The sequence below is a fragment of the Streptomyces sp. NPDC004609 genome, assembly GCF_042873655.1.
Lineage (GTDB): Bacteria > Actinomycetota > Actinomycetes > Streptomycetales > Streptomycetaceae > Streptomyces.
Genome location: NZ_JBIALS010000009.1, coordinates 67,564 through 92,942 on the forward strand (window position 1 = coordinate 67,564; position 25,379 = coordinate 92,942).

19 protein-coding genes and 1 pseudogene are annotated in these 25,379 nt (G+C 72.0%); 4 read left to right on the forward strand and 16 right to left on the reverse strand.

The genetic code is table 11. The annotated features are described in order from the left end of the window. Positions 1–31 precede the first annotated feature (31 nt). From ACFYT4_RS11890 to ACFYT4_RS11905, 4 genes are all read right to left on the reverse strand, one after another. Positions 32–2,494, reverse strand: coding sequence for a [protein-PII] uridylyltransferase (locus ACFYT4_RS11890; protein WP_389267423.1), 2,463 nt, complete (start codon positions 2,492–2,494; stop codon positions 32–34). 98 nt (positions 2,495–2,592) lie between these two features. Continuing rightward, a complete protein-coding gene (locus ACFYT4_RS11895) occupies positions 2,593–2,931 on the reverse strand; it encodes a P-II family nitrogen regulator (protein WP_389267424.1) in 339 nt (112 codons plus the stop codon). Beyond that, positions 2,928–4,286, reverse strand: a complete 1,359-nt coding sequence (locus ACFYT4_RS11900; RefSeq protein ID WP_389267532.1) for an ammonium transporter — start codon at positions 4,284–4,286, stop codon at positions 2,928–2,930. Before ACFYT4_RS11900 ends, ACFYT4_RS11895 begins: the two co-directional genes overlap by 4 nt. Before the next feature lie 483 nt (positions 4,287–4,769). Then, a complete protein-coding gene (locus ACFYT4_RS11905; protein WP_389267425.1) occupies positions 4,770–6,239 on the reverse strand; it encodes a hypothetical protein in 1,470 nt (489 codons plus the stop codon). Positions 6,240–6,675: 436 nt separating this feature from the next. Between ACFYT4_RS11905 and ACFYT4_RS11910 the strand changes: the two genes are divergently transcribed. Beyond that, positions 6,676–7,353, forward strand: coding sequence for a bifunctional DNA primase/polymerase (locus ACFYT4_RS11910; protein WP_389267426.1), 678 nt, complete (start codon positions 6,676–6,678; stop codon positions 7,351–7,353). Positions 7,354–7,551: 198 nt separating this feature from the next. On the opposite strand, the gene ftsY is transcribed toward ACFYT4_RS11910, so the two are convergent. Further along, on the reverse strand, positions 7,552–8,757 hold the full coding sequence (gene ftsY / locus ACFYT4_RS11915) for a signal recognition particle-docking protein FtsY (protein ID WP_389267427.1): 1,206 nt from the start codon (positions 8,755–8,757) through the stop codon (positions 7,552–7,554). A 180-nt stretch (positions 8,758–8,937) separates the two neighbouring features. Between ftsY and ACFYT4_RS11920 the strand changes: the two genes are divergently transcribed. Both ACFYT4_RS11920 and ACFYT4_RS11925 read left to right on the forward strand, forming a co-directional pair. Then, entirely contained in the window at positions 8,938–10,176 is a 1,239-nt protein-coding gene (locus tag ACFYT4_RS11920; RefSeq protein WP_389267428.1) for a GNAT family N-acetyltransferase, read from the forward strand. A gap of 472 nt (positions 10,177–10,648) precedes the next feature. Beyond that, positions 10,649–11,632 carry an LLM class flavin-dependent oxidoreductase gene (locus tag ACFYT4_RS11925; RefSeq protein WP_389267429.1) on the forward strand — a complete coding sequence of 328 codons (984 nt, stop codon included), beginning with the start codon at positions 10,649–10,651 and terminating at the stop codon, positions 11,630–11,632. 152 nt (positions 11,633–11,784) lie between these two features. Here ACFYT4_RS11925 and ACFYT4_RS11930 read toward each other — a convergent pair whose 3' ends face one another. The 4 genes from ACFYT4_RS11930 to ACFYT4_RS11945 form a co-directional block, all read right to left on the reverse strand. Then, positions 11,785–13,206: a sugar porter family MFS transporter gene (locus ACFYT4_RS11930; RefSeq protein WP_389267430.1), complete on the reverse strand. Its 1,422-nt coding sequence runs from the start codon at positions 13,204–13,206 to the stop codon at positions 11,785–11,787. A 525-nt stretch (positions 13,207–13,731) separates the two neighbouring features. After that, positions 13,732–17,466 carry an AAA family ATPase gene (locus ACFYT4_RS11935; protein ID WP_389267431.1) on the reverse strand — a complete coding sequence of 1,245 codons (3,735 nt, stop codon included), beginning with the start codon at positions 17,464–17,466 and terminating at the stop codon, positions 13,732–13,734. 225 nt (positions 17,467–17,691) lie between these two features. Beyond that, positions 17,692–17,910 carry a hypothetical protein gene (locus ACFYT4_RS11940; protein WP_215097132.1) on the reverse strand — a complete coding sequence of 73 codons (219 nt, stop codon included), beginning with the start codon at positions 17,908–17,910 and terminating at the stop codon, positions 17,692–17,694. 392 nt (positions 17,911–18,302) lie between these two features. Further along, positions 18,303–18,584, reverse strand: a complete 282-nt coding sequence (locus ACFYT4_RS11945; protein WP_389267432.1) for an acylphosphatase — start codon at positions 18,582–18,584, stop codon at positions 18,303–18,305. 107 nt (positions 18,585–18,691) lie between these two features. Here ACFYT4_RS11945 and ACFYT4_RS11950 point away from each other — a divergent pair, with 107 nt between their 5' ends. After that, positions 18,692–19,585 carry a CAP domain-containing protein gene (locus ACFYT4_RS11950; RefSeq protein WP_389267534.1) on the forward strand — a complete coding sequence of 298 codons (894 nt, stop codon included), beginning with the start codon at positions 18,692–18,694 and terminating at the stop codon, positions 19,583–19,585. A 190-nt stretch (positions 19,586–19,775) separates the two neighbouring features. On the opposite strand, the gene mutM is transcribed toward ACFYT4_RS11950, so the two are convergent. The 7 genes and pseudogenes from mutM to rsmD form a co-directional block, all read right to left on the reverse strand. Beyond that, entirely contained in the window at positions 19,776–20,630 is an 855-nt protein-coding gene (mutM, locus tag ACFYT4_RS11955; protein ID WP_389267433.1) for a bifunctional DNA-formamidopyrimidine glycosylase/DNA-(apurinic or apyrimidinic site) lyase, read from the reverse strand. Positions 20,631–21,045: 415 nt separating this feature from the next. Next, a pseudogene (gene rnc, locus ACFYT4_RS11960) lies at positions 21,046–21,873 on the reverse strand (ribonuclease III); the annotation flags it as partial. A gap of 19 nt (positions 21,874–21,892) precedes the next feature. Continuing rightward, positions 21,893–22,066 carry a 50S ribosomal protein L32 gene (gene rpmF / locus ACFYT4_RS11965; RefSeq protein WP_003965982.1) on the reverse strand — a complete coding sequence of 58 codons (174 nt, stop codon included), beginning with the start codon at positions 22,064–22,066 and terminating at the stop codon, positions 21,893–21,895. Between the two features lie 2 nt (positions 22,067–22,068). Further along, positions 22,069–22,740, reverse strand: coding sequence for a YceD family protein (locus tag ACFYT4_RS11970; RefSeq protein WP_389267434.1), 672 nt, complete (start codon positions 22,738–22,740; stop codon positions 22,069–22,071). A gap of 162 nt (positions 22,741–22,902) precedes the next feature. Next, positions 22,903–24,132, reverse strand: coding sequence for a cell division initiation protein (locus ACFYT4_RS11975; RefSeq protein WP_389267435.1), 1,230 nt, complete (start codon positions 24,130–24,132; stop codon positions 22,903–22,905). Between the two features lie 115 nt (positions 24,133–24,247). Further along, a complete protein-coding gene (gene coaD / locus ACFYT4_RS11980) occupies positions 24,248–24,727 on the reverse strand; it encodes a pantetheine-phosphate adenylyltransferase (protein WP_389267436.1) in 480 nt (159 codons plus the stop codon). Positions 24,728–24,753: 26 nt separating this feature from the next. Then, positions 24,754–25,356 carry a 16S rRNA (guanine(966)-N(2))-methyltransferase RsmD gene (rsmD, locus tag ACFYT4_RS11985; protein WP_389267437.1) on the reverse strand — a complete coding sequence of 201 codons (603 nt, stop codon included), beginning with the start codon at positions 25,354–25,356 and terminating at the stop codon, positions 24,754–24,756. Positions 25,357–25,379: the final 23 nt, after the last annotated feature.

Below are 25,379 nucleotides of genomic sequence, written 5' to 3' on the forward strand. Positions count from 1 at the left end.
GCGGGGAGCGCTCCTGCCCGCCGAGGCCGCGTCACCCCAGCGCCCGCTCCAGCGACCGCGCCAGCTTGGCGGCCCCGGCCCCGGGCAGGGGTTCGCCGTCGGGGGATGTCACATAGAAGGCGTCGACCGCGTTCGCGCCCAGCGTCGAGACGTGCGCGCTGCGCACCCGTACACCCGCGTCCTCCAGCGCGTGCCCGATCCGGTGCAGCAGCCCCGGGGCGTCCTGTGCGCGGACCTCGATCACCGTGGCGTGCCGGGAGGCGGCGGGGGCGACCGTGACCCGGGGTGGCGGGGCCGGGACGCCCCGTCGGCGCGGATACGCGGCCTCGCGCTCGGCCAGCTTCGCCACCAGGTCCAGGGAGCCGTCCAGGGCGCGTACGAGATCGGCGCGCAGCCGGGCGGCCTGGGGCAGGGAGCCGAAGGCCGCCGCGACGCGCCAGTTCAGTACGAGGACGGCGCCCGGTCCCATCCCGCCCGGCAGCTCCACCGCGCGCAGGTCGGCAGCGCGCACGGTGAGCCGGTGCAGGGCGAGGACTCCGGCGGCGGCGGGGAGGACGCCCGGCCGGTCGGGTACGGCGATCAGCAGTTCGACGCCGACGGGCTCGGGTGCCGCGTCCGGCGCGGGTTCCCCGGGCGGGGCCTCGGGGTGGGCGCGCAGGGAGAGGACCGGGCCGCCGGTGCGCAGGGCCTCGACGGCGAGGCGCTCCTGCTCGGCGCTCGGAGCGGCGGGCTCCGGTTCACCGGCGGGGTCGCCCGCGAGGACCGCGGCGACGCGGGCCACCAGGTCGGCGACGAGTGAGCCGCGCCAGGCGGACCAGGCGGCCGGGCCGGTGGCGAGGGCGTCCGCCTCGGTGAGGGCGTGCAGGAGTTCCAGCGTGCCGGCCGTGCCGACCCTGGTGGCGACGGAGTGCACGGTCGCCGGGTCGTCCAGGTCCCGCCGGGTCGCGGTGTCGATGAGCAGCAGATGGTGGCGGACGAGCGTGGCGACGACGGCCGCGTCGGCGCTGTCGAAGCCGATCCGGGCGGCCGTGTCCCGGGCGATGGTCTCGCCGGCGACGGAGTGGTCGCCGGGCCAGCCCTTGCCGATGTCGTGCAGGAGGGCGGCGACGAGCAGCAGGTCGGGGCGGCCGACCCGGCGGGTGAGCGCGGACGCCTGGACGGCCGCTTCGACGAGATGGCGGTCGACGGTCCAGGTGTGGACGGCGTTGCGCTGGGGCCGGCAGCGGACGCGTTCCCAGTCGGGCAGCAGCCTGCTGACGAGTCCTTCCGCCTCCAGGGCCTCCCAGACGGCGATCGTGGGCTCTCCGGCGCCGAGCAGGGTGACGAACTCCTCACGGGCCTCGGCGGGCCAGGGCACCGGGAGCGGCCGGGTCGCGGCGGCCAGTCTGCGTACGGCGTGCGGGGAGAGCGTGAGCCCGGCCTGGGCGGCGGCGGCAGCGGCCCGCAGGGGCAGTACGGGGTCGCGTTCGGGCCGTGCGGTGCGGGCGAGGACGGCCTCGCCGTCCTGTTCGACGACGCCTTCGGCGAGCGGCGTCCGTCCGGTTTCCTGGCGCCGCACGCCGCCGAGCACGGCGCGCAGCCGGGGGCGTACGGAACGGGCCCTGATGACGCGGTTCACCTCGCGCCAGGTGACATCGGCGGCGTACGAGATGGTCCTGGCGGCCTCGTACACCCGGCGCAGCAGGGCGTCGGCGTCGAGCAGGCCGAGGTCGGTGGCCACCTGGTCCTGTTCCTGGAGGGCGAGGCGGTCGGTGGCCCGTCCGGTGGCCAGGTGGAGGGCGTCGCGGGTGTCGAGGAGGATCCGGCGGGCTTCGGCGAGTCCTTCGCGGGGTGCGTCGGCGAGCCAGGAGGCGGCGACGGCGCTCAGCGCGGTGGCGTCGCGGAGTCCGCCGCGCGCCTCCTTGAGGTCGGGTTCGAGGAGGAAGCGCAGCTCGCCCTGGCGGTCGGCCCTCTCGCGGCAGAGTTCGTGGAGCTGGGGCAGGCGCCTCGGGGCCTGGTTGCGCCAGTCGGCGAGTACGGCGGTGCGCAGGGCCGCGACCAGTCCGAGGTCTCCGGCGACGGGGCGGGCGTCGAGCAGGCCGAGCTGCACCTTCAGATCGTCCCCGGCGGTCCTCCGGGCCTCGCCCGGGGTGCGGACGGAGTGGTCGAGCGAGAGCCCGAGGTCCCAGACCGGGTACCAGATGCGGTCGGCGAGGGCGTTGAGCGCACCGGGCGCGGCGGAGCCGTCGTGCAGGAGCAGCAGATCGAGGTCGCTGCGCGGGGAGAGTTCGCCGCGGCCGTAACCGCCGACGGCGACCAGGGCGGCCCCCCGGATGCCCGCGGAGCGGCAGGCGGTGGTGAACAGGGCGGCGAGCCACTGGTCGGTGAGAGTGGCGAGCGCGGTACGGCGCGGCGGCCCGGACCGCTCCTTCTCGTTGAGAAGGTACAGCCGGGCCGCCGCGTAGCCGCTGGGCTCCGGGCCTTCCTCTTGGGTGCTCACGTCAACGCCCGACATCCCAGTCCCTTCGTGTGTCCCCCTGCCCGCGTGTTCCGCCGGTGTCGGCGCGCCCGTCCGGATTCAGTACGTCCATCCGGATGAGACGCGTCCGTCCCTCACAGCGCGTCCGGGCCGCGTTCGCCGGTCCTCACCCGTACCGCCGTGTCGACCGGGACGCTCCAGACCTTGCCGTCGCCGATCTTGCCGGTGCGGGCCGCCTTGACGATGACCTCGACGAGCTGTTCGGCGTCGTCGTCGTCGACGAGCACCTCGATACGGATCTTGGGCACGAGGTCGACGGTGTACTCGGCTCCCCGGTAGACCTCGGTGTGGCCCCGCTGGCGGCCGTATCCGCTGGCCTCGGTGACGGTGAGGCCGTGGACCCCGAACGCCTGGAGGGCCTCCTTGATCTCGTCGAGCCGGTGGGGTTTGACGACTGCGGTGATGAGCTTCATGCGTCCACCTTCTTGTTACGGGCCACGGCCGGCGCGGCCTCGCCCGGTGCGGGCACCGCCTTGCGGGATCCGGTACCGCCGCCCGCGCCGCTGAAGTCGTACGCGGTCTCGGCGTGCTCGTCCTGGTCGATGCCGGAGATCTCGACATCCTCGTCCACGCGCATGCCGATCGTCCTGTCCAGCACGAGGGCGAGGACCGCCGAGACCACCAGGGAGTAGGCCAGGACGGCGAGGACTCCGACGGCCTGCTTGCCGAGTTGTTCGAGACCGCCGCCGTAGAAGAGGCCCTTGGCGTCGGACTGGACGCCTCCGGTGGCGAAGAGGCCGACAAGAAGTGAGCCGGCGATTCCGCCGACCAGGTGGACGCCGACGACGTCGAGGGAGTCGTCGAAGCCGAACCGGAACTTCAGGCCGACGGCCATGGCGCACAGGACTCCGGCGATCGCGCCGATCGCGAGGGCGCCGAGCGGGGAGCAGGAGCCGCCGGACGGGGTGATGGCGACCAGGCCCGCGACCGCTCCGGACGCGGCGCCGAGGGTGGTGAAGGCGCCGTGGCGGATCTTCTCGTACGCCAGCCAGGCGAGCATCGCGGCGGCGGTGGCGACCTGGGTGTTGACGAACATGACCGCGCCGACGCCGTCGTCGTTGCCGAGCCAGGATCCGGCGTTGAAGCCGAACCAGCCGAACCACAGGAGCCCGGCGCCGAGCATCACCAGGGGCAGGCTGTGGGGGCGCATCGGGTCCTTCCTGAACCCGACGCGCTTGCCGATGACGAGGATGACGCCGAGGGCCGCGGCGCCGGCGTTGATGTGCACGGCGGTGCCGCCGGCGAAGTCGATGACCCCCATCTCGAACAGCCAGCCGCCCGCGCCCCAGACCCAGTGGGCGACGGGGAAGTAGACGACGGTGGCCCACAGGGTGATGAAGAGCGCCCAGGCGGTGAACTTGACGCGGTCGGCGAGGGCGCCGCTGATCAGGGCGGGGGTGATGATCGCGAACATCAGCTGGAAGACGGCGAAGACGTAGACGGGGATGGTGTAGCCGTCCCACAGCTGGGTGAGGCCGATTCCGCTGAGACCGGCGAAGTCCGAGGACCAGCCGATGACGGAGCCGGAGTCGGTGCCGAAGGCGAGGCTGAATCCGTAGAGCACCCACAGGACGGTGACGATCCCGAGGCTGATGAAGCTCATCATCAGCATGTTGAGGGTCGACTTGACGCGGACCATGCCCCCGTAGAAGAAGGCGAGGCCGGGGGTCATCAGCATCACCAGGGCCGAGCAGATGAGCATGAAGCCGGTGTTGGCGGCGGAGAGTGTCGGGGTGTCAGCGGCAAGCGTCGAGATGCCTGAGGGCATCGGCGTCTCCTCGTCGTCGTCGGGGCGGCGGCGTGTCGTGGTCACGGCCGGGATCGCGGCGGTGCGGTCCGGGCCGGGTGACCGCGGAGTGCGCGGTCACGGCCGGGGATCGCGGCGTTCGGTCGCGGAGTACGCGGTCGGAGTACGCGGTCGCGGTCAGAGTCCGAGCGGTTCCGGTGGGCCTGTTATGCGCCATGAGGTTGGCGCAGCGCGGTTTCGGCCGATGCCGCTCGATGTTTCACGCCAGTGACGAAGAGGTCCCGTGTGTTACGTCGCCATGAACGGGCGGGTCGGGCCCGGCGGCCGGGTCCGCCCTCCGCCCGGTGCCGGGCAGGCGGGGGAACGCGGCCACGGCGGGCACCCGGACGGCCCGGCTCGGCACCGCCTCCGCGGGGCCGTCCGGGTGTGATCGCCGCGGCCGGAGCCGGTACGAGAAGGGGCGAGGCCGACGGTGTACGGGGCGCCCGGGCCGCCTGGAGCCCGTCAGACCGCTTCGGCGGCTTCGGGCAGCTGGGCGGTGAGCTTGTCGGTGAGATGGACGACCTCGGCGACGTCGCCGAAGTCGCGGGCGGCGGTGTCGACGGTCTTCCGCAGCCGGGTGTTGACCCGCTCGGAGCGGACCCGCCGGGCGATGGTGAGCGCCTCGGAGGCCAGGCCCGTCGCCTGCTCGGGCTCCTTCTTCAGCAGATGGACGGTGGCCATGCCGATGAGGTTGAGCGCATACGACCGCTGGTGCTCGTCGTCCTGGCCGAAGAGGTGGACGGCGCGCCGCATGACGGGTTCGGCGAGGGAGGCGTAGGTGGGACTGCGCCCCGCCACATAGGCGAGATCCCGGTAGGAGTGGGCGTTCTCGCCGTTGAGTTCGGCTTCGGAGAAGAAGCGGATCCAGTCGGGCTCGGGCTCGGCGTCGATGCCCGCGTCGGCGAAGGTGTCCTCGGCCATCCGGACGGCCCGCTTGCACTTGCTGGGCTGGCCCATGTTGGCGTAGGCGCGGGCCTCCATCGCATACAGCATCGCCTGGGTGCGCGCGGTGGCGCAGTCGCGGCTGCCGTACTGCGCGAGGTGGATCAGTTCCAGGGCGTCGTCGGGCCGTCCGAGGTGGATCATCTGACGGCTCATCGAGGACAGGATGTACGAGCCGAGCGGTTTGTCGCCCGCTTCCTTGGCGGCGTGCAGCGCGAGGACGAAGTACTTCTGGGCGGTGGGCTGGAGCCCTACGTCGTAGCTCATCCAGCCCGCGAGTTCGGCGAGTTCGGCGGCGACCTTGAACAGCCGGCGGGAGGTGGCCTCGGCGTGCGGCTCCTGGAGGAGGTCGGTGACCTCGTGGAGCTGGCCGACGACGGCCTTGCGCCGCAGTCCGCCGCCGCACTGGGCGTCCCACTGGCGGAACATCACGGTGGTGGACTCCAGCAGCTCCAGCTCGGGGCGCGAGAGCCGGCCCCGGCGCGGGGCGGCGGGGGCCTCGGGCCGGGCCAGCTCGGCGCCCGGCGTCGGAACGAGCCAGCGCTGCATGGGCTCGACCAGGGCGGGGCCGGCCGCCAGCGCCAGGGAGGTCCCGAGGAAGCCGCGCCGCGCCAGCATCAGGTCGCTGCGCGAGAACTCGCTGAGCAGGCTGACGGTCTGGGGACCCGCCCAGGGGAGGTCGACCCCGGACACGGAGGGCGACTGGTGCGCGGTGCGCAGTCCGAGATCCTCGATGGCGATGACGCTGCCGAACCGCTCGGAGAACAGTTCGGAGAGGATGCGCGGGATCGGTTCGCGCGGCTGTTCGCCGTCGAGCCAGCGCCGTACGCGCGAGGTGTCGGTACTGATGTGGTGCGCGCCCAGCTGGCGGGCGCGGCGGTTGACCTGACGCGCCAGCTCCCCCTTGGACCAACCGCTGCGCACGAACCACGAGCTCAGCCGCTCGTTCGGGCGCTTGCCGGTATTCGTACCGGCTCCGCTGCCGTCCACTGGTACGCCCCCATCCGTGAAGCCTGAAGCTCGAACCCTTACCAGAATGCCGTGAGTTGAGGCCGTCTGTGTGGAGGACGCGGTCACATCCTCATGAATCCGCACAGGAAAACGAGTTGCCTCCGGCATACCCAACGGTGCGCGCGACTCCAGGGTTCGCCCACCGAAAGTAATCCTACGATCACCCGCCCGCGAGGCAGAATCCAGAAACGCCACCATTCGCCACCCCTTCGAATGAACTCCCCCGCAGCCGGGCGCGATTCACTTGACACACGACGATCAGGAGACAGCGGCCCGTTACACGTACGGGCGCGTGAGCCCATTCGCGCTCCCCCTCGTGCCACAGTGCGCCGCTCGAACTTCACCGGCTGCGACGCTGTGTCACGAGGAGACTTCGGGTCGTAACCACCGGCGAAAACGACCCGTTGGAGGGGGCATGGGCTTCACGATCGGCGGCAGCCGGGGGACCCGGGACATCCGGTCCGCCCGGTCCGGCTCACGACGCCGCGGCCGCACAGCAGAGTGCACAGTGACAGTGGTGGCCGAGTACACCGGGCTCTGGGGCTGGAGCGTGGTGCCGGGGGCCCGCGCGGCCGGCGGGGCGTGCTCCTGCGGCGCCGCGGACTGCACGGCCCCGGGGGCGCATCCGCTCCCGTTCGCCTCCGAGATCCCCGCCGGGGCGACCCTGGACGAGGTGACCGCGGCCTGGTCGGAGGTGCCCGGCGCGGCACTGCTGCTCCCGGTGGGGCGTGCCTTCGACATCCTCGACGTCGCCGCTCCGGCCGGGCGCCGCGCGCTGGTGCGGCTGGAGCGGATGGGCCTGCCGCCGGGGCCGGTCTCCGCGACCCCGGACGGCCGCTGCCAGTTCTTCGTGGCCCCGGGCGCGGCCGCCGGGCTGCCGGAGCTGCTGTACCGGATGGGCTGGGACGACGCCGATCTGGACCTCCAGTGCCTCGGGCCCGGGGACCACATCACGGCCCCGCCGTCGGAGCACGCGGGCCTCGGCCCGGTCAGCTGGCTGCGCCCGCCGTCCCTGGACACGGCCGCGGCGCCGCCCGAGGCCCGGCTGCTGCTCGGAACATTGGCGTATATCTGCCATCGTTCGGCGGCCTAGGGCATTCGTCGGGCATCGTGGAACGTGACGCGGGACCTGGACCAGGGACCGCGGACAAGGAAGTGCCCGGCGCGTCACCCCCCACGTGCCGGGCACTTTCCCACAATTCCACAGCGTGTCCGATGAATCCGATTCCCTCGCACCCCCCGCGTGCTCCCGGGCGTCCCCGCCCGGTCGCCGCCTCGGTCCCCGACGGCCTCAGTCCCCGATGAGCGCGTCGACGAAGGCCCCCGGTTCGAAGGGCGCGAGGTCGTCCGCCCCCTCGCCCAGCCCGACGAGCTTGACCGGTACGCCCAGCTCCCGCTGGACCGCGACGACGATGCCGCCCTTGGCGGTGCCGTCCAGCTTGGTCAGCACGATGCCGGTGATGTCCACGACCTCCGCGAAGACCCGCGCCTGCACCAGGCCGTTCTGGCCGGTGGTGGCGTCCAGGACCAGCAGGATCTCGTCCAGCGGGCCGTGCTTCTCCACGACGCGCTTGACCTTGCCCAGCTCGTCCATCAGACCGGTCTTGGTGTGCAGCCGTCCGGCGGTGTCGATGAGGACCACATCGGCGCCCTCGGCGATGCCCTCCTTGACCGCGTCGAAGGCGATCGAGGCCGGGTCGCCGCCCTCGGGGCCGCGCACGGTGCGCGCGCCGACCCGCTCGCCCCACGTCTGGAGCTGATCGGCCGCCGCGGCGCGGAAGGTGTCCGCCGCGCCGAGGACGACCGAGCGGCCGTCCGCGACCAGGACACGGGCGAGCTTGCCGGTGGTGGTGGTCTTGCCGGTGCCGTTGACCCCGACGACGAGGACCACACCCGGGGTGTCCAGGCCGCTCTCCGTCTTGACCTCCCGGTCGAAGTCGGTGCCGACGAGCTGGAGCAGTTCCTCGCGCAGCAGGGTGCGCAGATCGTCTGGGGTCCGGGTGCCGAGGACCCTCACCCGCTCGCGCAGCCGCTCCACCAGCTCCTGGGTGGGCGCGACACCGACGTCGGCGGTCAGCAGGATCTCCTCGATCTCCTCCCAGGTGTCCTCGTCGAGGTGCTCACGGGACAGCAGGGTGAGGAGTCCCTTGCCCAGGGAGTTCTGGGAGCGGGCGAGGCGGGCGCGCAGCCGGACCAGCCGGCCCGCGGTCGGCTCCGGGATCTCGATCCCGGGGGCCTCGGGCTCGGCGACGACCGCCGTGCCGGCGGCTTCTCCGCCGGGTGGGAGGTCGACCTCCTCAATGGTGCGGCGCGGTTCCTCCCGCGGGGTCTCCGCCTCGTCGCCGACATGCGGCTCGGCGGGCGGAGCGGTGATGGTCGGGGTGCTCGACGGGGCCGAGGGCGGCAGCTGCTTCTTCTTGCGGCTGCTGATCACGAGCCCGCTGATCGCGCCGACCGCGACCAGGGCGATGACTACAGCAAGGATGACGATTTCCATAACGCACCCAGTATCGGTCACGCCCCCGCCGGGTCCGTCGGCCACGCCCTGTCCCGTGGTGAACCCTCCCCTGAGGGACGCGGACGGGCGGGCGGCACACGGCATACCGGGCCCTGCGCTCCCGGTGCGGGGGCGGAAAACACGGATGACTCCGGCGAACCGGCGGGTTAGCGTCCGTTCATGACCGCCTTGGAATACCGGACCATCCCGGAGGCGCATCTCGATCGCGCCCTGGATCTGCACTATCTCGTCTTCCTGGAGAAGGACGGCGAGGACGAGCTGCGCAAGCTGCACCGGGAGGTGCTGGAGCACTGCGACCGTATCGGCGCATACGAGGGGGACGAACTCGTCGGGCTGCTGGCCGCCCATCCGCTGAACCTGTCGATTCCCGGCGGCGAGCTGGACTGCGCCGGTGTGACCTTCGTGTCCGTGGCGCCGACCCACCGCAGGCGCGGGGTGCTCAGCGGGATGATCGCCGAGCTGTGGCGGCGGTGCGCGGCGGCCGGGCAGCCGCTGGCCGCGCTCTGGGTGTCGGAGGCGGGGATCTACGGCCGATTCGGCTTCGACCCGGCGACCCGGTCGTACACCGTGGTGATCGACGCGGACCACCCGCTGGATCTGCGGATCTCCCCCGACGAAAGGCCGCTGCGGCTCGTCCCGCCCGAGGACGCTCCCGCGGTGATCGGGGCGCTGCACGCGGCGGCGCGGGACGAGCGGCCGGGCCGGGTGGCCCGTGACGACTTCTGGTGGCGGACGCATGTCCTGCGGGAGGAGGACGAGGACGACGACAACCTCAGCGCGCCCCGGATCGTGACCATCGGCGACCCGGGCGAGCAGCCCGCGGGCTATGTCCTCTACCGGACCCTGACCGACGACGAGGGGCGGGGCACTGTCCATCTCCGGGAGCTGGAGGCGGACTCCCCCGCGGTGGCCGCCGCACTGTGGCGGTATGTGGCCTCGATCGACCTGGCCGACAAGGTACGGGCCTGGGGGCGGCCGCTGGACGATCCGCTGCTGCGGTTCTCGGGCGACCGGGACCAGGTGCGGGTGACCCAGGAGTTCCCGGCGCTGTGGCTGCGGCTGGTGGATGTGCCGGCGGCCCTGGAGAGGCGCGGCTGGTCGGCCCGGGTCGATGTGGTCCTGGAACTGACCGACGCGGGGGTGCCGGCCAACGCGGGCCGCTACCGCCTCACGGTCGGGCCCGGCGCGGACGGTCTCGCGGCCCGGGTGACGCGCACGGAGGACGCGCCCGATCTGTCGCTGGACGTACGGGAGCTGGCCGCCTGCTATCTCGGCGGCACCGATCCGGCCGAACTCGTCCGGGCGGGCCTGATCACGGAGCACACCCCGGGAGCGGCCGGCCGGCTGGGCGCGGCCTCGCGCACGGAGCTGCTGCCCCACACGACCGACGAGTTCTGACACCCAGGACCGGGTACGTCGAACGCCGGGCCGGCAGACACAGAACGCCGGGCCGGCGGCTCCGGGCGCGGAGAGGGTTCCGCGCGGGGCCGCCGGTCCGGCGTGTCCCGCCGTGCGGCATGCCGGCGCGAGAGCGGGGCACCGGGCATCGGATCGCCGCAGCGCAGCCCGGTACCCGGCCACGGACAGGGTTCGGGCGCCGGGTACGGCGGGCTCGGCAGCGGCCGGGGAACAGTGCGGCGACACGGGGCAGGGCCCGGGAACAGTGCGGCGACGAGGCACGGTCGGGCCCCTGGCGCGCGAGCCGGGGCGGACGCTCCCCCGGCGCGCGGCCTGTCCCGGGCCGTGGCGTTCCGGGCAGGGCCACCGCCGAGTGCCACCCCTGAGGCAGGGGCCACCCCTACCAATCTGACGCTACGTCAGATACGGTCACCGCTCGCCAGGTTCGCATCCTGCGAAGGGGGAGGTTCCCATGGTGTTCACCGTGGCCCGGTTCAACCTCGTCGATCCCGGCGCGACGCCGGAGAGCCACGCGGCCCGCTACCGCGCCGCGCTGGAGATGGCCGTCTACGCCGATGAGCACGGTGTCGACACCGTGCAGACCGAGGAGCACCACGGCGCCCGCAACAACTGGCTGCCATCCCCCTTCGTGTTCGCCGGGGCAGTCCTCGGCGCCACCAGCCGTATCGCCGTCACCGTGTCCGCGATCATCGGGCCGCTCTACGATCCGCTGCGGCTGGCCGAGGACATCGCCGTACTCGATCTGATCGGCCGGGGCCGTCTGGTGACCGTCGCGGGCATCGGCTACCGCCCGCAGGAGTACGAGCAGTTCGGCGTCGACTGGCACCGGCGCGGCAGGCTCCAGGACGAGCTGCTGGAGACGCTGCTCGCCGCGTGGACCGGGGAGCCGTTCCCGTACCGGGGCAGGACCGTGCGGGTGACCCCGCGCCCGTACACCCAGCCGCACCCGCTGCTGCTGGTGGGCGGCTCGTCGAGGGCGGCGGCGCGGCGGGCGGCCCGGCTCGGGCTGCCGTTCTTCCCGAGCGCGCATCTGCCGGAGCTGGAGGCGTACTACGACGAGCAGCGCGCCCTGCACGGCACCGACGGCTGGACGATGATGCCCGCCGCCGAAACCCCGCTGCTGCATGTGTCCGAGGACCCGGACCGCACCTGGGCCGCGTACGGAGAGCACTTCCTGCACGAGGCACGGACCTATGCCTCCTGGCAGTCCGCGGACATCCGTTCGGCGGTGCGGTCCAAGGCCACGACGGTCGGCGAACTGCGCGCCGAGGGCGTGTACCGGATCGTGACGCCGGACGAGTGCGCGGGGATCGCCGGCGACTCCCTCGTCCTGCATCCGCTGTGCGGCGGGATGCCGGTCGAGGAGGGCTGGCGTTCGCTCCGCCTGTTCTGCGAGAGCGTGCTGCCGCGGCTGCGTCAGGGCCCGCCCGCCTGATCAGAGGGTCGGAGGAACCAGAGGAACCAGAAGGACCCGAGGGACAACAGGAGCCAGAGGGACAACAGGGACCGCGAGGGCCGGGAGGACCCGGGCTGATCGGACCGGCCGGACTGCCGGGCGGGCTGGTCACCGGGCCGGGCCGGCGTCTCTCACCCCATTTCCTCCAGCTTCTTGCCCTTCGTCTCCTTGACGAAGATCAGCACGAACGGGATGGAGAGCACGGCGAAGCACGTGTAGATGATGTACGTCCCCGACAGATTCCAGTCCGCGAGGCTCGGAAAGCTCACGGTGATGGCCCAGTTGGCGATCCACTGGGCGGAGGCGGCGACTCCGAGCGCGGCGGCCCGGATCTTGTTGGGGAACATCTCGCCGAGCAGCACCCAGACCACCACGCCCCAGGACAGCGCGAAGAAGAGGACGAAGACATGCGCGGCGACCAGGGCCACCGTTCCCTGAGCGCTGGGCAGTTTGCCGTCCACCAGTCCCGCGGAGAACGCCCACGCCTCCAGGCCCAGGGAGATCGCCATGCCCGTCGAGCCGATGAGGGCGAGCGGTCTGCGGCCGATCCGGTCGACGAACACGATCGCGATCGCGGTGCCGATGATGTTCACGATCGACGAGGTGAAGGAGTAGAAGAAGGAGCTGGTCGGGTTGATGCCGACGGACTGCCAGAGCGTGGACGAGTAGTAGAAGACCACATTGATGCCGACGAGTTGCTGGAAGATCGAGAGCCCGATGCCGACCCAGACGATGGGAAGGAAGCCGAAGCGGCTGCCGAGGAGATCCTTGAACGTCGACTTGTGCTCGCGGTGCATCGCCTGGTAGATCTCCTCGACCCGCGCGTCGAGGTCCACATGCTCGCCCTCGACCTCGGCCAGCACCTCCCTGGCCCGCCGGGTCTTCCCCGCGGAGATCAGAAAGCGCGGGGACTCGGGGATCGCGAACGACAGCACGCCGTACAGCACCGCCGGCACGACCATGACGCCGAGCATCCACTGCCAGGCTTCCAGCCCGCCGATCTTCCCGCGCTGGTCGCCGTTCGCGATCTGGAGGATGCCGAAGTTCACCAGCTGCGAGACGGCGATACCGATGACGATCGCCGCCTGCTGGAAGGAGGCGAGCCGCCCCCGGTAGGCCGGCGGGGAGACCTCGGCGATGTACGCCGGGCCGATCACCGACGCCATGCCGATGGCGAAGCCCCCGATGATGCGCCACATCGCCAGATCCCAGAGGGCGAACGGCAGTGCCGAACCGAGCGCGCTGGCGGTGAAGAGGACGGACGCGATCCGCATACAGGCGATACGGCCGATGCGGTCGGCGATCCGGCCCGCGGTGGCGGCGCCGATGGCACAGCCGATCAGGGCGATGGCGATGACCTGGGCGAGCTCTCCGGAACCGATGCCGTAGCGGGAGCGGATGGCCTCGACGGCACCGTTGATGACCGAGCTGTCGTAGCCGAAGAGGAAGCCGCCCATCGCGGCGGACGCCGTGATGAAGATGACATGGCCGAGGTGTTCGGCATGGGCCGGAGGGTCCCCCGGTGGGGGTGGTGGCTTCGCGGTGCTGGTCACGTGTACTCCTGGGGCCGTCCGACAGCACCGCGAGGGCACGTGGCCGCCCGTACCGGCGGGGACACGGGCCGCCTCGTACCGCCGAGGCGCGAGCGAACCCCGTACCACCGCGGGCAGGGGCGAACCCTTCAAGTGCCGCACACCTTCCCCTGGCCCACCACTTGTGCTGCTGCTTCGGGGGGTGTCCGGGCGCGACCGGGTGTACGCACGGCGGCGGAGCCTGCACGGCACGCATCTCCGGCGCCCGGGCAGAGCACGGGCGGGCCGTGCGCACCGGCCTCCGGGGTGCCCCCGGCGCGCGTACCCCGTGCCCCCGTCGCGCACCCACGGTGCCCTTCTCCGTGCCCCGTGCCGCCTACGCCTCCGGGCCTCGCGATGCCTCCGCGCGGTGCCGCCGAGTGGTGTTCGCGTTCACCGACGGTCGCCGGCCGGGGCCGCCGACCGGATGCTGCGCCGGGACCGGCCCGCCCGCGGGAGTTCGGAACCCGGAGCCCGGAATCCGGAGTTCACGGCGCTGCTCCGGGTTCAGCGCAGACGCTGGCTGATCACCTTGGAGACACCGTCACCCTGCATGGAGACTCCGTACAGCGCGTCCGCGACCTCCATCGTCCGCTTCTGGTGGGTGATCACGATCAGCTGCGAGGACTCCTGGAGCTCCTGCATGATCCTGATCAGCCGCTGGAGGTTGGTGTCGTCGAGCGCCGCCTCGACCTCGTCCATGACGTAGAACGGGCTGGGCCTGGCCTTGAAGATCGACACCAGCATCGCGACCGCGGTCAGCGAGCGCTCACCGCCCGACAGCAGGGAGAGCCGCTTGACCTTCTTGCCCGGAGGACGGGCTTCCACATCCACGCCCGTGGTGAGCATGTTGTCCGGATCGGTGAGGATCAGTCTGCCCTCGCCGCCCGGGAAGAGCCGGGAGAAGACGCCCTCGAACTCGCGGGCCGTATCGCGGTACGCGTCGGTGAAGACCTGCTCGACGCGCTCGTCCACCTCCTTCACCACCTGAAGCAGATCGGCCCGTGTCTTCTTCAGGTCCTCCAGTTGCTCCGAGAGGAACTGATGGCGCTCCTCCAGCGCCGCGAACTCCTCCAGAGCCAGCGGGTTCACCTTTCCGAGCTGCTGATACGCCCGCTCGGCCGACTTCAGGCGTGTTTCCTGTTCCGCGCGGACAAAACGGCGCGGCTGATTGCGGGGGTCCGCCGGATCGTCCGGCAGCTCCTCGCCCTCGGCGGGCGGCGACGGCGGTACGGGCTGGTCGGGGCCGTACTCCGAGATCAGCCCGGCGGGCTCCACGCCCAGCTCCTCCAGTGCCCTGGTCTCCAGCTGCTCGATCCGGAGCCGCTTCTCCGCGCCGAGGACCTCGCCCCGGTGGACGGAGTCGGTGAGCTTGTCCAGTTCGCCCTTGAGGTCACGGCCCCGGTGGCGGGCGGCCGTGAGGTCCTTCTCCCGGTCGGCCTTCGCCGCCTCGGCGGTGGTGCGCTCGGCGTCGGCCCGTACCAAGGAGACCTCGACATGGGCCAGCAGCTGCCGCCCGCCGGCCGCCACGGCGGTGGCGACCTCCGCCTCGTGGCGCAGCCGGGCGCGCCGCTGCTCAGCGCGCGCCCGTGCCTCGCGCTCGGCGCGCGCCCCCCGGTCGAGCGCGTCGGCCCGCCCCGCGAGCCCCTTCACCCGCTCCTCGTGGGTACGGACCTGGAGGCGGGCCTCCATCTCGGTCTGGCGGGCGTTGGCACCGTCGGCGGCGAGCCGGTCCCGCACCTGGGTGTCGGGATCCTCCGCCCCTTCCCCGTCGGGGGTCTGCTCCTGGGCGACCAGCAGTCGCTCGGCCAGTTCCTCGGCCTCCTCGCGGGCCCGTTCCAGGGCCTCCTGCGCCCGGGCGACGGCCGCGTCGGTCCGCTCGGCCTCACCGGCGGCGGCACGGGCCTGGCCCGAGAGCCGTCCGAGCCGGCCGGACACGGCGGACTTCTCGCGGTCGGCGGCCCGCCGGCGCTCCCCCAGCTCCTCCACGAGCGCGGCGCACTCGGCGCGGCGCCCGGCCGCGTGCTGCTGGGCCCCGGCCAGTTCCCCGCACCGGACGGCCAGCTCCTCCAGTTCGGCGGCGGCCTCGTCCACGGATGCCTGTACTTCCAGCAGACTGGGCGCTCCGGCGGAGCCGCCCTGGGCGAAGTGGCCCCCGAGCACATCGCCTTCCGCGGTCACGGCGGTCAGGTGCGGGCGCGCGCGGATCAGCTCCTCCGCGTCGTCCAGCGTGCCGACGACGACCATGTCCCGCAGCAGCCTCCGTACGGCGGCCATCAGTTCCGCGGGGCCGCGCACCAGTCCGGCGGCGTGGATGTACCCGTGCCCGAAACGGTTCTGCACCCCACCGTGAGCGCCGTCCGCCACCAGCCCCGGGGCCGGGTGCCCGTGGGTCACGGCCCCGTGCGCCGGGTGCCCGTCAGGTGCGGCCCCCGCTCCCGAGGGCTCCCGGACGCCGGTGTGCTCCCGTACGCCGGCGGCCTCGGGCCCGCCGGTGGGCTCCCGGACGCCGGGCGGCTCCGGCGTGCCGGCCAGGAGTATCGAGGCACGGCCCGCGTCGGACTTGCGGAGCAGGCGGAGTGCCTCGGCGGCCGTGGCGGGGTCGGACACGGCGACCGCGTCGGCGGCGGCGCCGAGAGCCGCGGCGACCGGGATCTCCTGGCCGGGGGCCACCGTGAGCAGTTCGGACGCCGGTCCGAGGAACCCCCCGAGCCGGTCCTTCGCGGCGAGCAGCGCACCCGTACCGTCCTTGCGGCGCAGCCCGAGGGCGAGTGCCTCGCGGCGGGCGGTGACGGCGGCGCGCTCACGCTCTGCGGCGGTGAGGGCCTCGCGGGCCTCGCCGAGCGCGGCGTCCGCCTCGGCCAGCTCCCGCTTGGCGGCATCGTGGCGCTCGCCCAGTTCGGTGTCCCCGGCGTCGAGGCCGTCGACCTCGGCCCGGAGCTGCTCGTACTCCTCCCGCGCGGCGACGGCCCGCTCCCGGGCCTCGTCGCGTGCCGCGGCCAGCCGGTCGATCTCGGCCTGGGCCGAAGCGGCCCGGCCACGGGCGGCGTTGACCTGTCCGCCGAGGCGGGCGAGCCCTTCACGGCGGTCGGCGATGGCGCGGGCGACGTCCTTGAGGCGGCGTTCCTCGACGGCCAGCTCGCGCTCCAGCTCGGCGCGGTGGGCGACGGTGTCCTCCAGGGCGCGCTCGGCGGCCTCCAGCGCGGCCTCCAGCTCCGCCTCCTGCTCCCGGATCCTCGCGGCCTCGCGCTCCATGTCCTCCGGTTCACGGCCCCGCCGCTCGTCCGGGGGCTGTGCGGTGGCGCTCTTCACCCGGGCGTCGGCGAGGGAGACGGTGCCGCGTACCCGCTCGGCGAGCCGGGAGAGTTCGTGCCAGCTCTGCTGGGCCCGCTGGAGCCTCGGCGTGAGCCGGCGTACCTCGTCCTCCAGGTCCGCCTCGCGGGTGAGCGCCGCCTTCAGTTCCGCCTCGGCGGACTCCTTGCGCTCCTTCAGCGCGGCCTCGTCGGCGATCTCGGTGTTCAGCGCCTGTCGCAGGCGTACGAGATCGTCGGCGAGCAGCCGCAGCCGGGAGTCGCGCAGATCGGCCTGGATGACCGCGGCCCGGCGGGCGACGGCGGCCTGGCGTCCGAGCGGTTTGAGCTGGCGCCGGAGTTCATCGGTCAGGTCCTGGACCCGGGAGAGATTGGCCTGCATGGCGTCCAGCTTCCGCAGCGCCTTCTCCTTGCGCTTGCGGTGCTTGAGGACGCCCGCCGCCTCCTCGATGAAGGCCCGCCGGCCCAGGGGATCGGCGTGGAGCACGGAGTCCAGCCGGCCCTGTCCCACGATGACGTGCATCTCGCGGCCGATGCCGGAGTCGGACAGCAGCTCCTGGATGTCGAGGAGCCGGCAGGTGTCACCGTTGATCTGGTACTCGCTGCCGCCGTTGCGGAACATGATCCGCGTGATGGTGACCTCGGCGTAGTCGATGGGGAGCGCGCCGTCGGAGTTGTCGATGGTGAGGGAGACCTCGGCGCGGCCGAGCGGTGGCCGCCCGGTCGTCCCGGCGAAGATGACGTCCTCCATCTTGCCGCCGCGCAGCGACTTGGCTCCCTGCTCGCCCATGACCCAGGAGAGCGCGTCCACGACATTGGACTTGCCGGAGCCGTTCGGGCCCACGACACAGGTGATGCCCGGCTCGAACCGCAGCGTCGTCGCGGAGGCGAAGGATTTGAACCCACGCAGGGTCATGGCCTTGAGGTGCACGCAGCCGGACTCTACCTTTCGCGTCGCTCGGACAGCCCGGAACACCCGGAGGAGACCGGTGGTTCACTTGCGGTTTCACCGTTGAAGGTGCAGGGCACACAGACGGTAGGCAAAGGACTGTACGGACCCGGGCCCGCCCGGGAAAGAAAGCCCGGGAAAGAAAGAAGGGACGCCGAGGCGTCCCTTGCATATCTTTGCGCGATGGATCTCCAGCGGATCTCCGGCTCAGGTGAGCGCGGGCTCCGCCTGGGGTACGTCGATGTCGATGCCGTCAAGCAGCGACTCTCCAGGGTGCTGAGCGACGGCAGCGTTCAGCGCGTCATTCTCGGACTGAATCCGTACAAGCTCGGATTCGAGATCCTGGACGCGCTGCTGAAGCCGTCGCATCTCGGCGAGGAGTCGCGGGTCGGAACCGCCGACGTAACCGAGAAGCGCCTTTGCCATGATGGATGGTCCTCCACACTGAGTGACCGACCGATGCGGTGTGGGTCGTGAGGGATTCGCACCCGCGGTGCTCGACAGTGCCTGATACTGCTGATGTTTCTGCGGTTCTTACTGCCAAACAGCTAAGGTGCGCGGGGCTTCCAGAGTCTCACCAAAAAGTTTGACGGTCAACACGATCACACCCCGCTCAAGGGGGCGAGCCGGGGGGCACACTGCCGCGAACCCTGCGGCAGGGCCTTCGCTCCGGGGCCCGTGGGGCGTGGAGATCGTCCTTGTTCGCGCAGCCTCGCACGCGTCGCCGTTCTTGGCAACCACCAGGTCGTTTCTCTTCCGGACGGCCCCCCGGGGCCCTCCCCGGAGTCCGTCCGCGAGGCCCCGCGAGGGGGTCCCCGTCAACGGATCACGAAGCCGTCGTAACCCCCGCGGGGGGTGTCCCAGATCTCAGTGACTCCGTCCACACGCCCGGGTGTGTCGTCGGAGCGAAGCCACTCCAGCAAACGGTGGCAATTCTCACGCGGGCCCTCGGCGACGACCTGCACCCTGCCGTCGTCGAGATTGCTGGCGAATCCCGTGAGCTCACCGATCTCCAGTGCGTTTGCCCTGGTAAACCAGCGGAAACCCACTCCCTGTACTCGACCCCTTACCCAGGCGGTGAGACGTGCGGCATCGTTCATGGCTGCACGCTAGTCGCCGGATTGCCCGTGAAGCGCTTCCCCCACTCACGCCATGGCGTACAGTCCGGACGCAATGGCCGTCACCCGTTCGGCGTAGCGGGATGGCAATAGGCCGGTTCGTCCGGCCGGGCCAGGGAAAGGTACAGCCCGTCGAGGACGAGAAAGGCACAGCAATGGGACGCCATCGACGCACCGTTAAGCGTGCGGGCCGACCCGTACGCACTGGGTTGCTCGGCGCCTCCGCGGCCATGGCGGTGGGCGCCGTTGCCGTTGCGTCCGGCCTGCTGCCGGGCGGCGACACCTTCACCGTGGGCGGCGAGAGCTCCCCCAGCGGCCCTCTGTACACGGACGGCCCCGCAAAGCTCCAGACCCAGGGCGAGGCGGGCGCCGAGTCGGCGACCGGCGCCTCACCCGCGACACCCACCGCACCGCACTCGCCGTCGACCTCCCCGTCCCCGAGGACGGCCAAGCCGTCGACGAAGCCCCCGGCCGAGACGAAGACTCCGGAGAAGACGGCTTCGAGGACACCGGAGAAGGTGGAGAAGCCGTCGGGCGCGCCGCGCTCCACGGCACCCTCCTCCGCGCCCCCCGTGCAGCGGAACGCCCTCTCCCCCTCCTCCTCCGAGCAGAGGATGGAGGCCGAGGTGCTGGCGCTGGTGAACGAGGAGCGCGCCAAGGCCGGGTGCAGCCCGGTCCGGTACGACGCCGCTCTGGCCCGGCTGGCGGGCGACTTCAGCGCCGACATGGCCGACCGGGGCTTTTTCGACCACACCGACCCCGACGGAAGGACCCCCTGGGACCGCGCCAAGCGGGCGGGCGTGAAGAACCTGGGCGGCGAGAACATCGCCCGGGGCCAGGCGGACGCGGCGGCGGTGATGAACTCCTGGATGAACAGCGAGGGTCACCGCGCGAACATCCTCAACTGCGACTACAAGACGCTCGGCGTCGGCGTCCATCTGGGCAGCGGCGGCCCGTGGTGGACCCAGAACTTCGGCTTCTGAGAATCCCCCAGGTCAGAGCCCTGATCTAAGTCAGGGGCAGTGCCTTTGCCGTCTCACCGCTCGCCGTCAGGCCGCCCAAGACGCGGCCCCCACGACGCGGTCGACAGCGGCCCGCCTCGGCCCTGGCGCGTGCCCGAGCGCGCATGACCGGTGAGCGCCCCGGCCCTCCGGTATCCGGGCGCGTACGTGTTCAGGGGCGCGGTGGACGCTGGCAGCGCGGGCAGAAGTAGCTGGAGCGATTCATCCAGGGACGCCGGCGGATGAGTGTGCCGCACCGGGCGCAGGGCCGGTCCTCCTGGCCGTAGGCGTCCAGTGAGCGGTCGAAGTATCCCGATTCGCCGTTCACGTTCACATACAGGCTGTCGAAGCTGGTGCCGCCGGCGACGAGGGCCGCGTTCATGACGTCCCGTACATGGCCGAGCAGCTCGGCCGCCCGGGGGCGGGTGATGCCTGCCGTGGGGCGCTCGTAGTGGAGCTTCGCACGCCAGAGGGCCTCGTCGGCGTAGATGTTGCCGACCCCGCTGATCAGGGACTGGTCCAGCAGCGCCCGCTTGACCGTCGTACGCCGCAGCCGCAGCGCGGTGTGGAAGGCGTCGTCGTCGAAGGCCGGGTCGAGCGGATCCCGGGCGATATGGGCGATGGCGTCGGGCAGCCCGTCGGGGGTGTTGTCGTGCAGCGACAGTCCTCCGAAGGTGCGCTGGTCCACGAAGCGCAGCTCGGTGCCGAGGGTGTCGTCGAAGCGCACCCGGACGCGCAGATGCTTCTCGTCCCCCGCGTCCTCGGGCTGGACGAGCAGTTGCCCGCTCATGCCCAGATGGCCGAGGACCGAACTGTCCGTGGAGCCGAGCGGCAGCCACAGATACTTGCCCCTGCGGTGCGCGTCCCCGACCCGGTTTCCGAGGAGTCTGGCCGCGAAGTCCTCCGCTCCGGCGATATGACGGCGGACGGCTCGCGGGTGCAGCACCTGCACCTCGGTGATCGTGCGCCCGCTGACCCAGCGCTGGAGTCCACGGCGTACGACCTCGACCTCGGGCAGCTCGGGCACGGGGCTCCTTCGGGTGACGCTCACGGTGGTGTCGGCAGCGTACCTCTCCCCGACGGCCGGAAAACGCCGAGGTCCCGCGCTCCCCGTGGGGAGCGCGGGACCTCGGGCGAACAGGCGCGGAAGGGCGGATTCAGGCCGTGGCCCGGTCGGCCCTGCCGGCGGAGCCGACCCCGGAGGAGTCGGCCTCGGTGGAGCCCGGTGCGGTGGAATCCGGTGCGGTGGAATCCGCCGGGGGCGACTCCGGCGCGGAAGCACCCGCCCCGGCCGGACGCACCGGCTCGGTGTCCGCCTCCGGGGAAGCCGCCCCGGTGGCGGCCTCCGGCAGGCCCGGCTTTCCGGGAACCGGCCCCGTGGAGCCGTCCGTCCCGGGCTGCCCCGAGGGCTCGGCGGTCCCCGGTGCCCCGGAGCTGTCCGCGGCACCGTCGGTCCCGGCCCCTTCGGGCCGCGCCGCTTCCTCCGCGGCACCGGCCGCCTGCGACTCCGCCGCCTTCTCGGCAGCGGCGCGCGCGTCGGCGGCGGCACGGATCTCCCGCCACGCGGTCTCCGCCGCCTGCTGTTCCGCTTCCTTCTTGCTGCGGCCGGTGCCGGTGCCGTACGAGACACCACCGACGCGGGCGGCAGCAGTGAAGGTCTTCTCGTGGTCGGGCCCCGTCTCGGTGACGAGGTACTCCGGCACTCCGAGCCCCTCGGCCGCGGTCAGCTCCTGGAGGCTGGTCTTCCAGTCCAGGCCCGCACCGAGGTTCGACGACTTCTCGATCAGCGGGTCGAAGAGCCGGTGGACCAGCTCGGACGCCGCGTCGAGACCCTGGTCGAGATAGACCGCGCCGATCACCGCTTCGAGGGTGTCGGCGAGGATGGACGCCTTGTCCCGGCCGCCCGTGCCCTCTTCGCCCCGGCCGAGCCGGATGAAGAGGCCGAGTTCCAGCCCGCGGCCGACCTCCGCCAGCGCACGCGAATTGACCACCGCGGCCCGCAGTTTGGCCAGCTGGCCCTCCGGCAGGTCGGGGTGGGTCCGATAGAGCGTGTCGGTGACCACCAGACCGAGGACGGAGTCACCGAGGAACTCCAGTCGCTCGTTGGTGGGCAGACCGCCGTTCTCGTACGCGTACGAACGGTGGGTCAGCGCACGCACCAGAAGGGCGGACTCGACGTGATAGCCGAGCCGCCCTTCCAGAAGCGTGTGGGACGAGGCTGCGTTGTTCGTGTCTGCCTGCTTCTTGCCGGCATGGGACAGCTCAGACATCGGGCCTCTCACCAGCCGCTCAGACCTCGAGGACCTGGCGCTTGTTGTAGGTGCCACAGCTGGGGCACGCGATGTGCTGCAGCTTCGGCTCCTGGCAACGCTCACACGAAACCAGGGTGGGGACCGCAGCCTTCCACTGCGACCGGCGGTGGCGCGTGTTGCTGCGCGACATCTTCCGCTTCGGAACAGCCACGGCTACTTCTCCTGCTTCTCGTCGACGCCCGCATCGGCGCCGCCCATGTTGTCCTTCTCGCCGTCCTTGATGGTTTCGGCGAGTCCTTGCAGTGCCGCCCAACGGATGTCGACGGCGTCGTGATGGTGCCCCGGGTCGTCGTCGAGCCGGATTCCGCACTCAGCGCAGAGACCGGCACAGTCCTCCCGGCACACCGGCTGCATCGGCAGTGCGAGCACCACCGCGTCACGCAGCACGGGTTCGAGGTCGAACAGGCCGTCCTCGAGACTGAGGATGTCCTCGCCCTCGGCGTCGTCGCCGGGCTCCGCGGCACGGCCGCGGCCCCGGTCATCGGCGTCGGGGTACGTGAACATCTCCTGGAAGTCCGCGGCGACATCAAGGCGCAGCGGCTCCAGACACCTTACGCACTCCCCCTCGGCCGACGCACGGGCGGTGCCTGTGACGAGCACCCCTTCCATGACCGACTCCAGGCGGAGGTCGAGCTCCACGGTCGTGCCTTCCGGCACGCCGACGACCCCCGCCACGCCGAGCTCCTTCGGCGCGGGCACCGAGCGGGACAGCCGCTGGAGCGCGCCGGGACGCCGGCCCAGCTCGTGCGTGTCGAACACGAGGGGGTTGCGGTGGTCGAGGCGGGCGTTCAGGGCTCTTCCTGCTTTCGGATCGTGCCGACGCATCGCGGTGACGTGCCGGGGAGGGGCTGCCGCCCTTGCGACGGGGAAACGCGCAGCCGAGATCGCGAAGCTGTGCGCGACCGAAGAACCAGGGTACTGGACCGGGCGCTATAGGCCCAATCCGGCCCGGGCGGCGGCCGTCCCAGTGCCCCTGTTCATGCCGTCTCAGTGCCCCTGTTCATAGCGCCGCAGCTGCTCCATGTCGATCATGCTGGTGTCGAAGAGGCTGGTCTCGTCGAGGGCGGCGGCCGCCGGCTGGGGCTGCGGCGGGGCCTGTGGGGGCTGCGGGAGCTGCTGGTGCGGGGAGGGTACGTGCTGGGGCTCGTGCGCCCCGTGGTGGGACTGCTGCTCGGGGAGCTGCTGATAGGCGTACGGGTCCTGCGGGGCGTACTGCTGCTGCTCGTAACCCTGCTGGTCCGGCTGCCCTTCCTGGCCCGGCTGCCCCTGCTGGTCGTGCTGGTCGTAGCTCTGCTGACCTGGCTGGTCGTAGCCCTGCTGTCCCGGCTGCTGGTACCCCGCGTACGGGTCCTGCTGGTATCCGGCGTACGCCTGCTGGTAGGCGTACGGGTCCTGCTGCGCAGGGATCTGGGGCTGCGGCTCGTAGTGCGGCTGCTGGGGGACCTGGGCCCCCGGCACGGGCTCCCGGGCGGTCCGGGGGGCGGGCTCGGTCAGCTCCGCCAGGCCGGCGAGATAGTCCGCGTCGCTGGTCGTGTGCAGGCCGGAGGCCGCCGCGTCCTGGGCGGCCATGTGCTCGCCGAGCGCGTCACCGGCGGTGCGGCCGTGCAGCTTCTGCCGGCCGCGCCCGACGGCTTCCAGGGTCTTGCTCAGCACCGCCTCGAAGGCGCCGAGCTTGGCGTCCACGTACTCGTCGGCGCGACCGATGAGGGTGCGCGGGTCCGAGCTGTGCTCGGGGGCGTCCTGGTCGGGGTACCCCTGGGCGTCGAGGCCGGGGCCGCGGCCGAGGAGCTTCTCCCGGCCGCGGTCGACGGAGCCGATGGTCTTGGTGAGGACGACCTCGAAGTTGGCGAGCTTGGAGTCGACGTAGTCGTCGGCCTCGGCGCGGATCTCCTCGGCCTCCCGGCGCGCGTCGGCGAGGATGCGGTCGGCCTCGTCCTGGGACTGCCGGGCGACCTGGGTGTCCGCGATCAGGGAGCCGCGCTCGGCGTGGGCGCTCTCGATGATCCGCCCGGCCTCCTGGCGGGCCTGGGCGACCATCTGCTCCCGGCCGCCGAGCAGCTCCTGGGCCTGGGCCAGCGAACCGGGCAGCGCCGCGCGCACCTCTTCGAGCATCGCGAGCAGTTCGGCGCGGTTGACCACGCAGGACGCCGACATGGGCATGGACCGGGCGCTGCCGATCGCCTCGACGATCTCATCGAGCTTCTTCTGCACGTCCACCGTGGTTCGCCACTCTCTGCGCTGAAAGGTCTGTGCCGGACGACTGTACGGCCAGTCAGCGCCTTCCGGCACCGGTTGACGTTCCGTCAGCGCGATCGGCGGCGGCCCTTCGGCGTCACTGCTCGGCGAGCCGGCGTACCAGGGCCTCGTGCACGGCCGGGGGCAGCAGATGGGAGACGTCACCGCCCCAGGCGGCGACCTCCTTGACCAGGCTGGAGGAGAGGAAGCTGTAGGTGGGGTTCGTCGGGACGAAGAGGGTCTCGACCCCGGAGAGGCCGTTGTTCATCTGGGCCATCTGGAGCTCGTAGTCGAAGTCGCTGACGGCCCGCAGTCCCTTGACGATGGCGGGGATGTCCCGCGTTTTGCAGAAGTCGACGAGCAGACCGTGGTGGGACTCCACCAAAACGTTTCCGTAGTCACTGGTCACATCGCGGATCATCTCCATCCGCTCCTCCACCGTGAACAGGCCCTTCTTGGACTTGTTGATCATCACCGCGACATGTACGACGTCGTACAGCTTGGAGGCGCGGGCGATGATGTCGAGGTGTCCGTTGGTGATGGGGTCGAACGACCCCGGACAGACTGCGCGGCGCACTGGAAGTCCCTCGCTCTCCGGCCCGGTCATGGGGCGTCTTCGCACTGAGATGCCTGGTCGCAGCCGGAGGCGGCGCGGCCGTGCCACAGCGTTCCCTCGCCGTAGCGACGGGACCGCAGTGGCCTGAAACCCGGTGGCCAGTCGAAGGTGCCGCCTCTGGTGCTGCGCTCCACGGTGGCGAGCGCATCGGCCGCTAGCCAGCCCTGAGTGCGGAGTGTGAGCAGAATCTCCCGAAGATCGACGTCTGTGACGGAGTACGGCGGATCCAGAAAAACCACATCGAAAGGGTCGGCGGGGGGCGGGCCCGCGATGATCTGCTCCGCCTTGCCGGTACGGACCTCGGCGCCGGGCAGCCCCAGCGCCCGCACGTTCTCCCGGACGGTCCTGGCGGCGCGGGAGTCGGCCTCGACCAGCAGGGCGTGGGCGGCCCCGCGGGACAGCGCCTCCAGGCCCACCGCGCCGGAGCCCGCGTAGAGATCGGCGACCCTGGTGCCTTCGAGGGTGCCGAGCAGGGACTCCCAGCTGGAGAAGAGCCCCTCGCGCGCCCGGTCGGACGTGGGGCGGGTGCCGGTGCCGGGCGGTACGGCGAGACGGCGGCCACCGGCCGTACCGGCGATCACGCGGGTCATCTCAGTCCTTACGACGCTGTTCC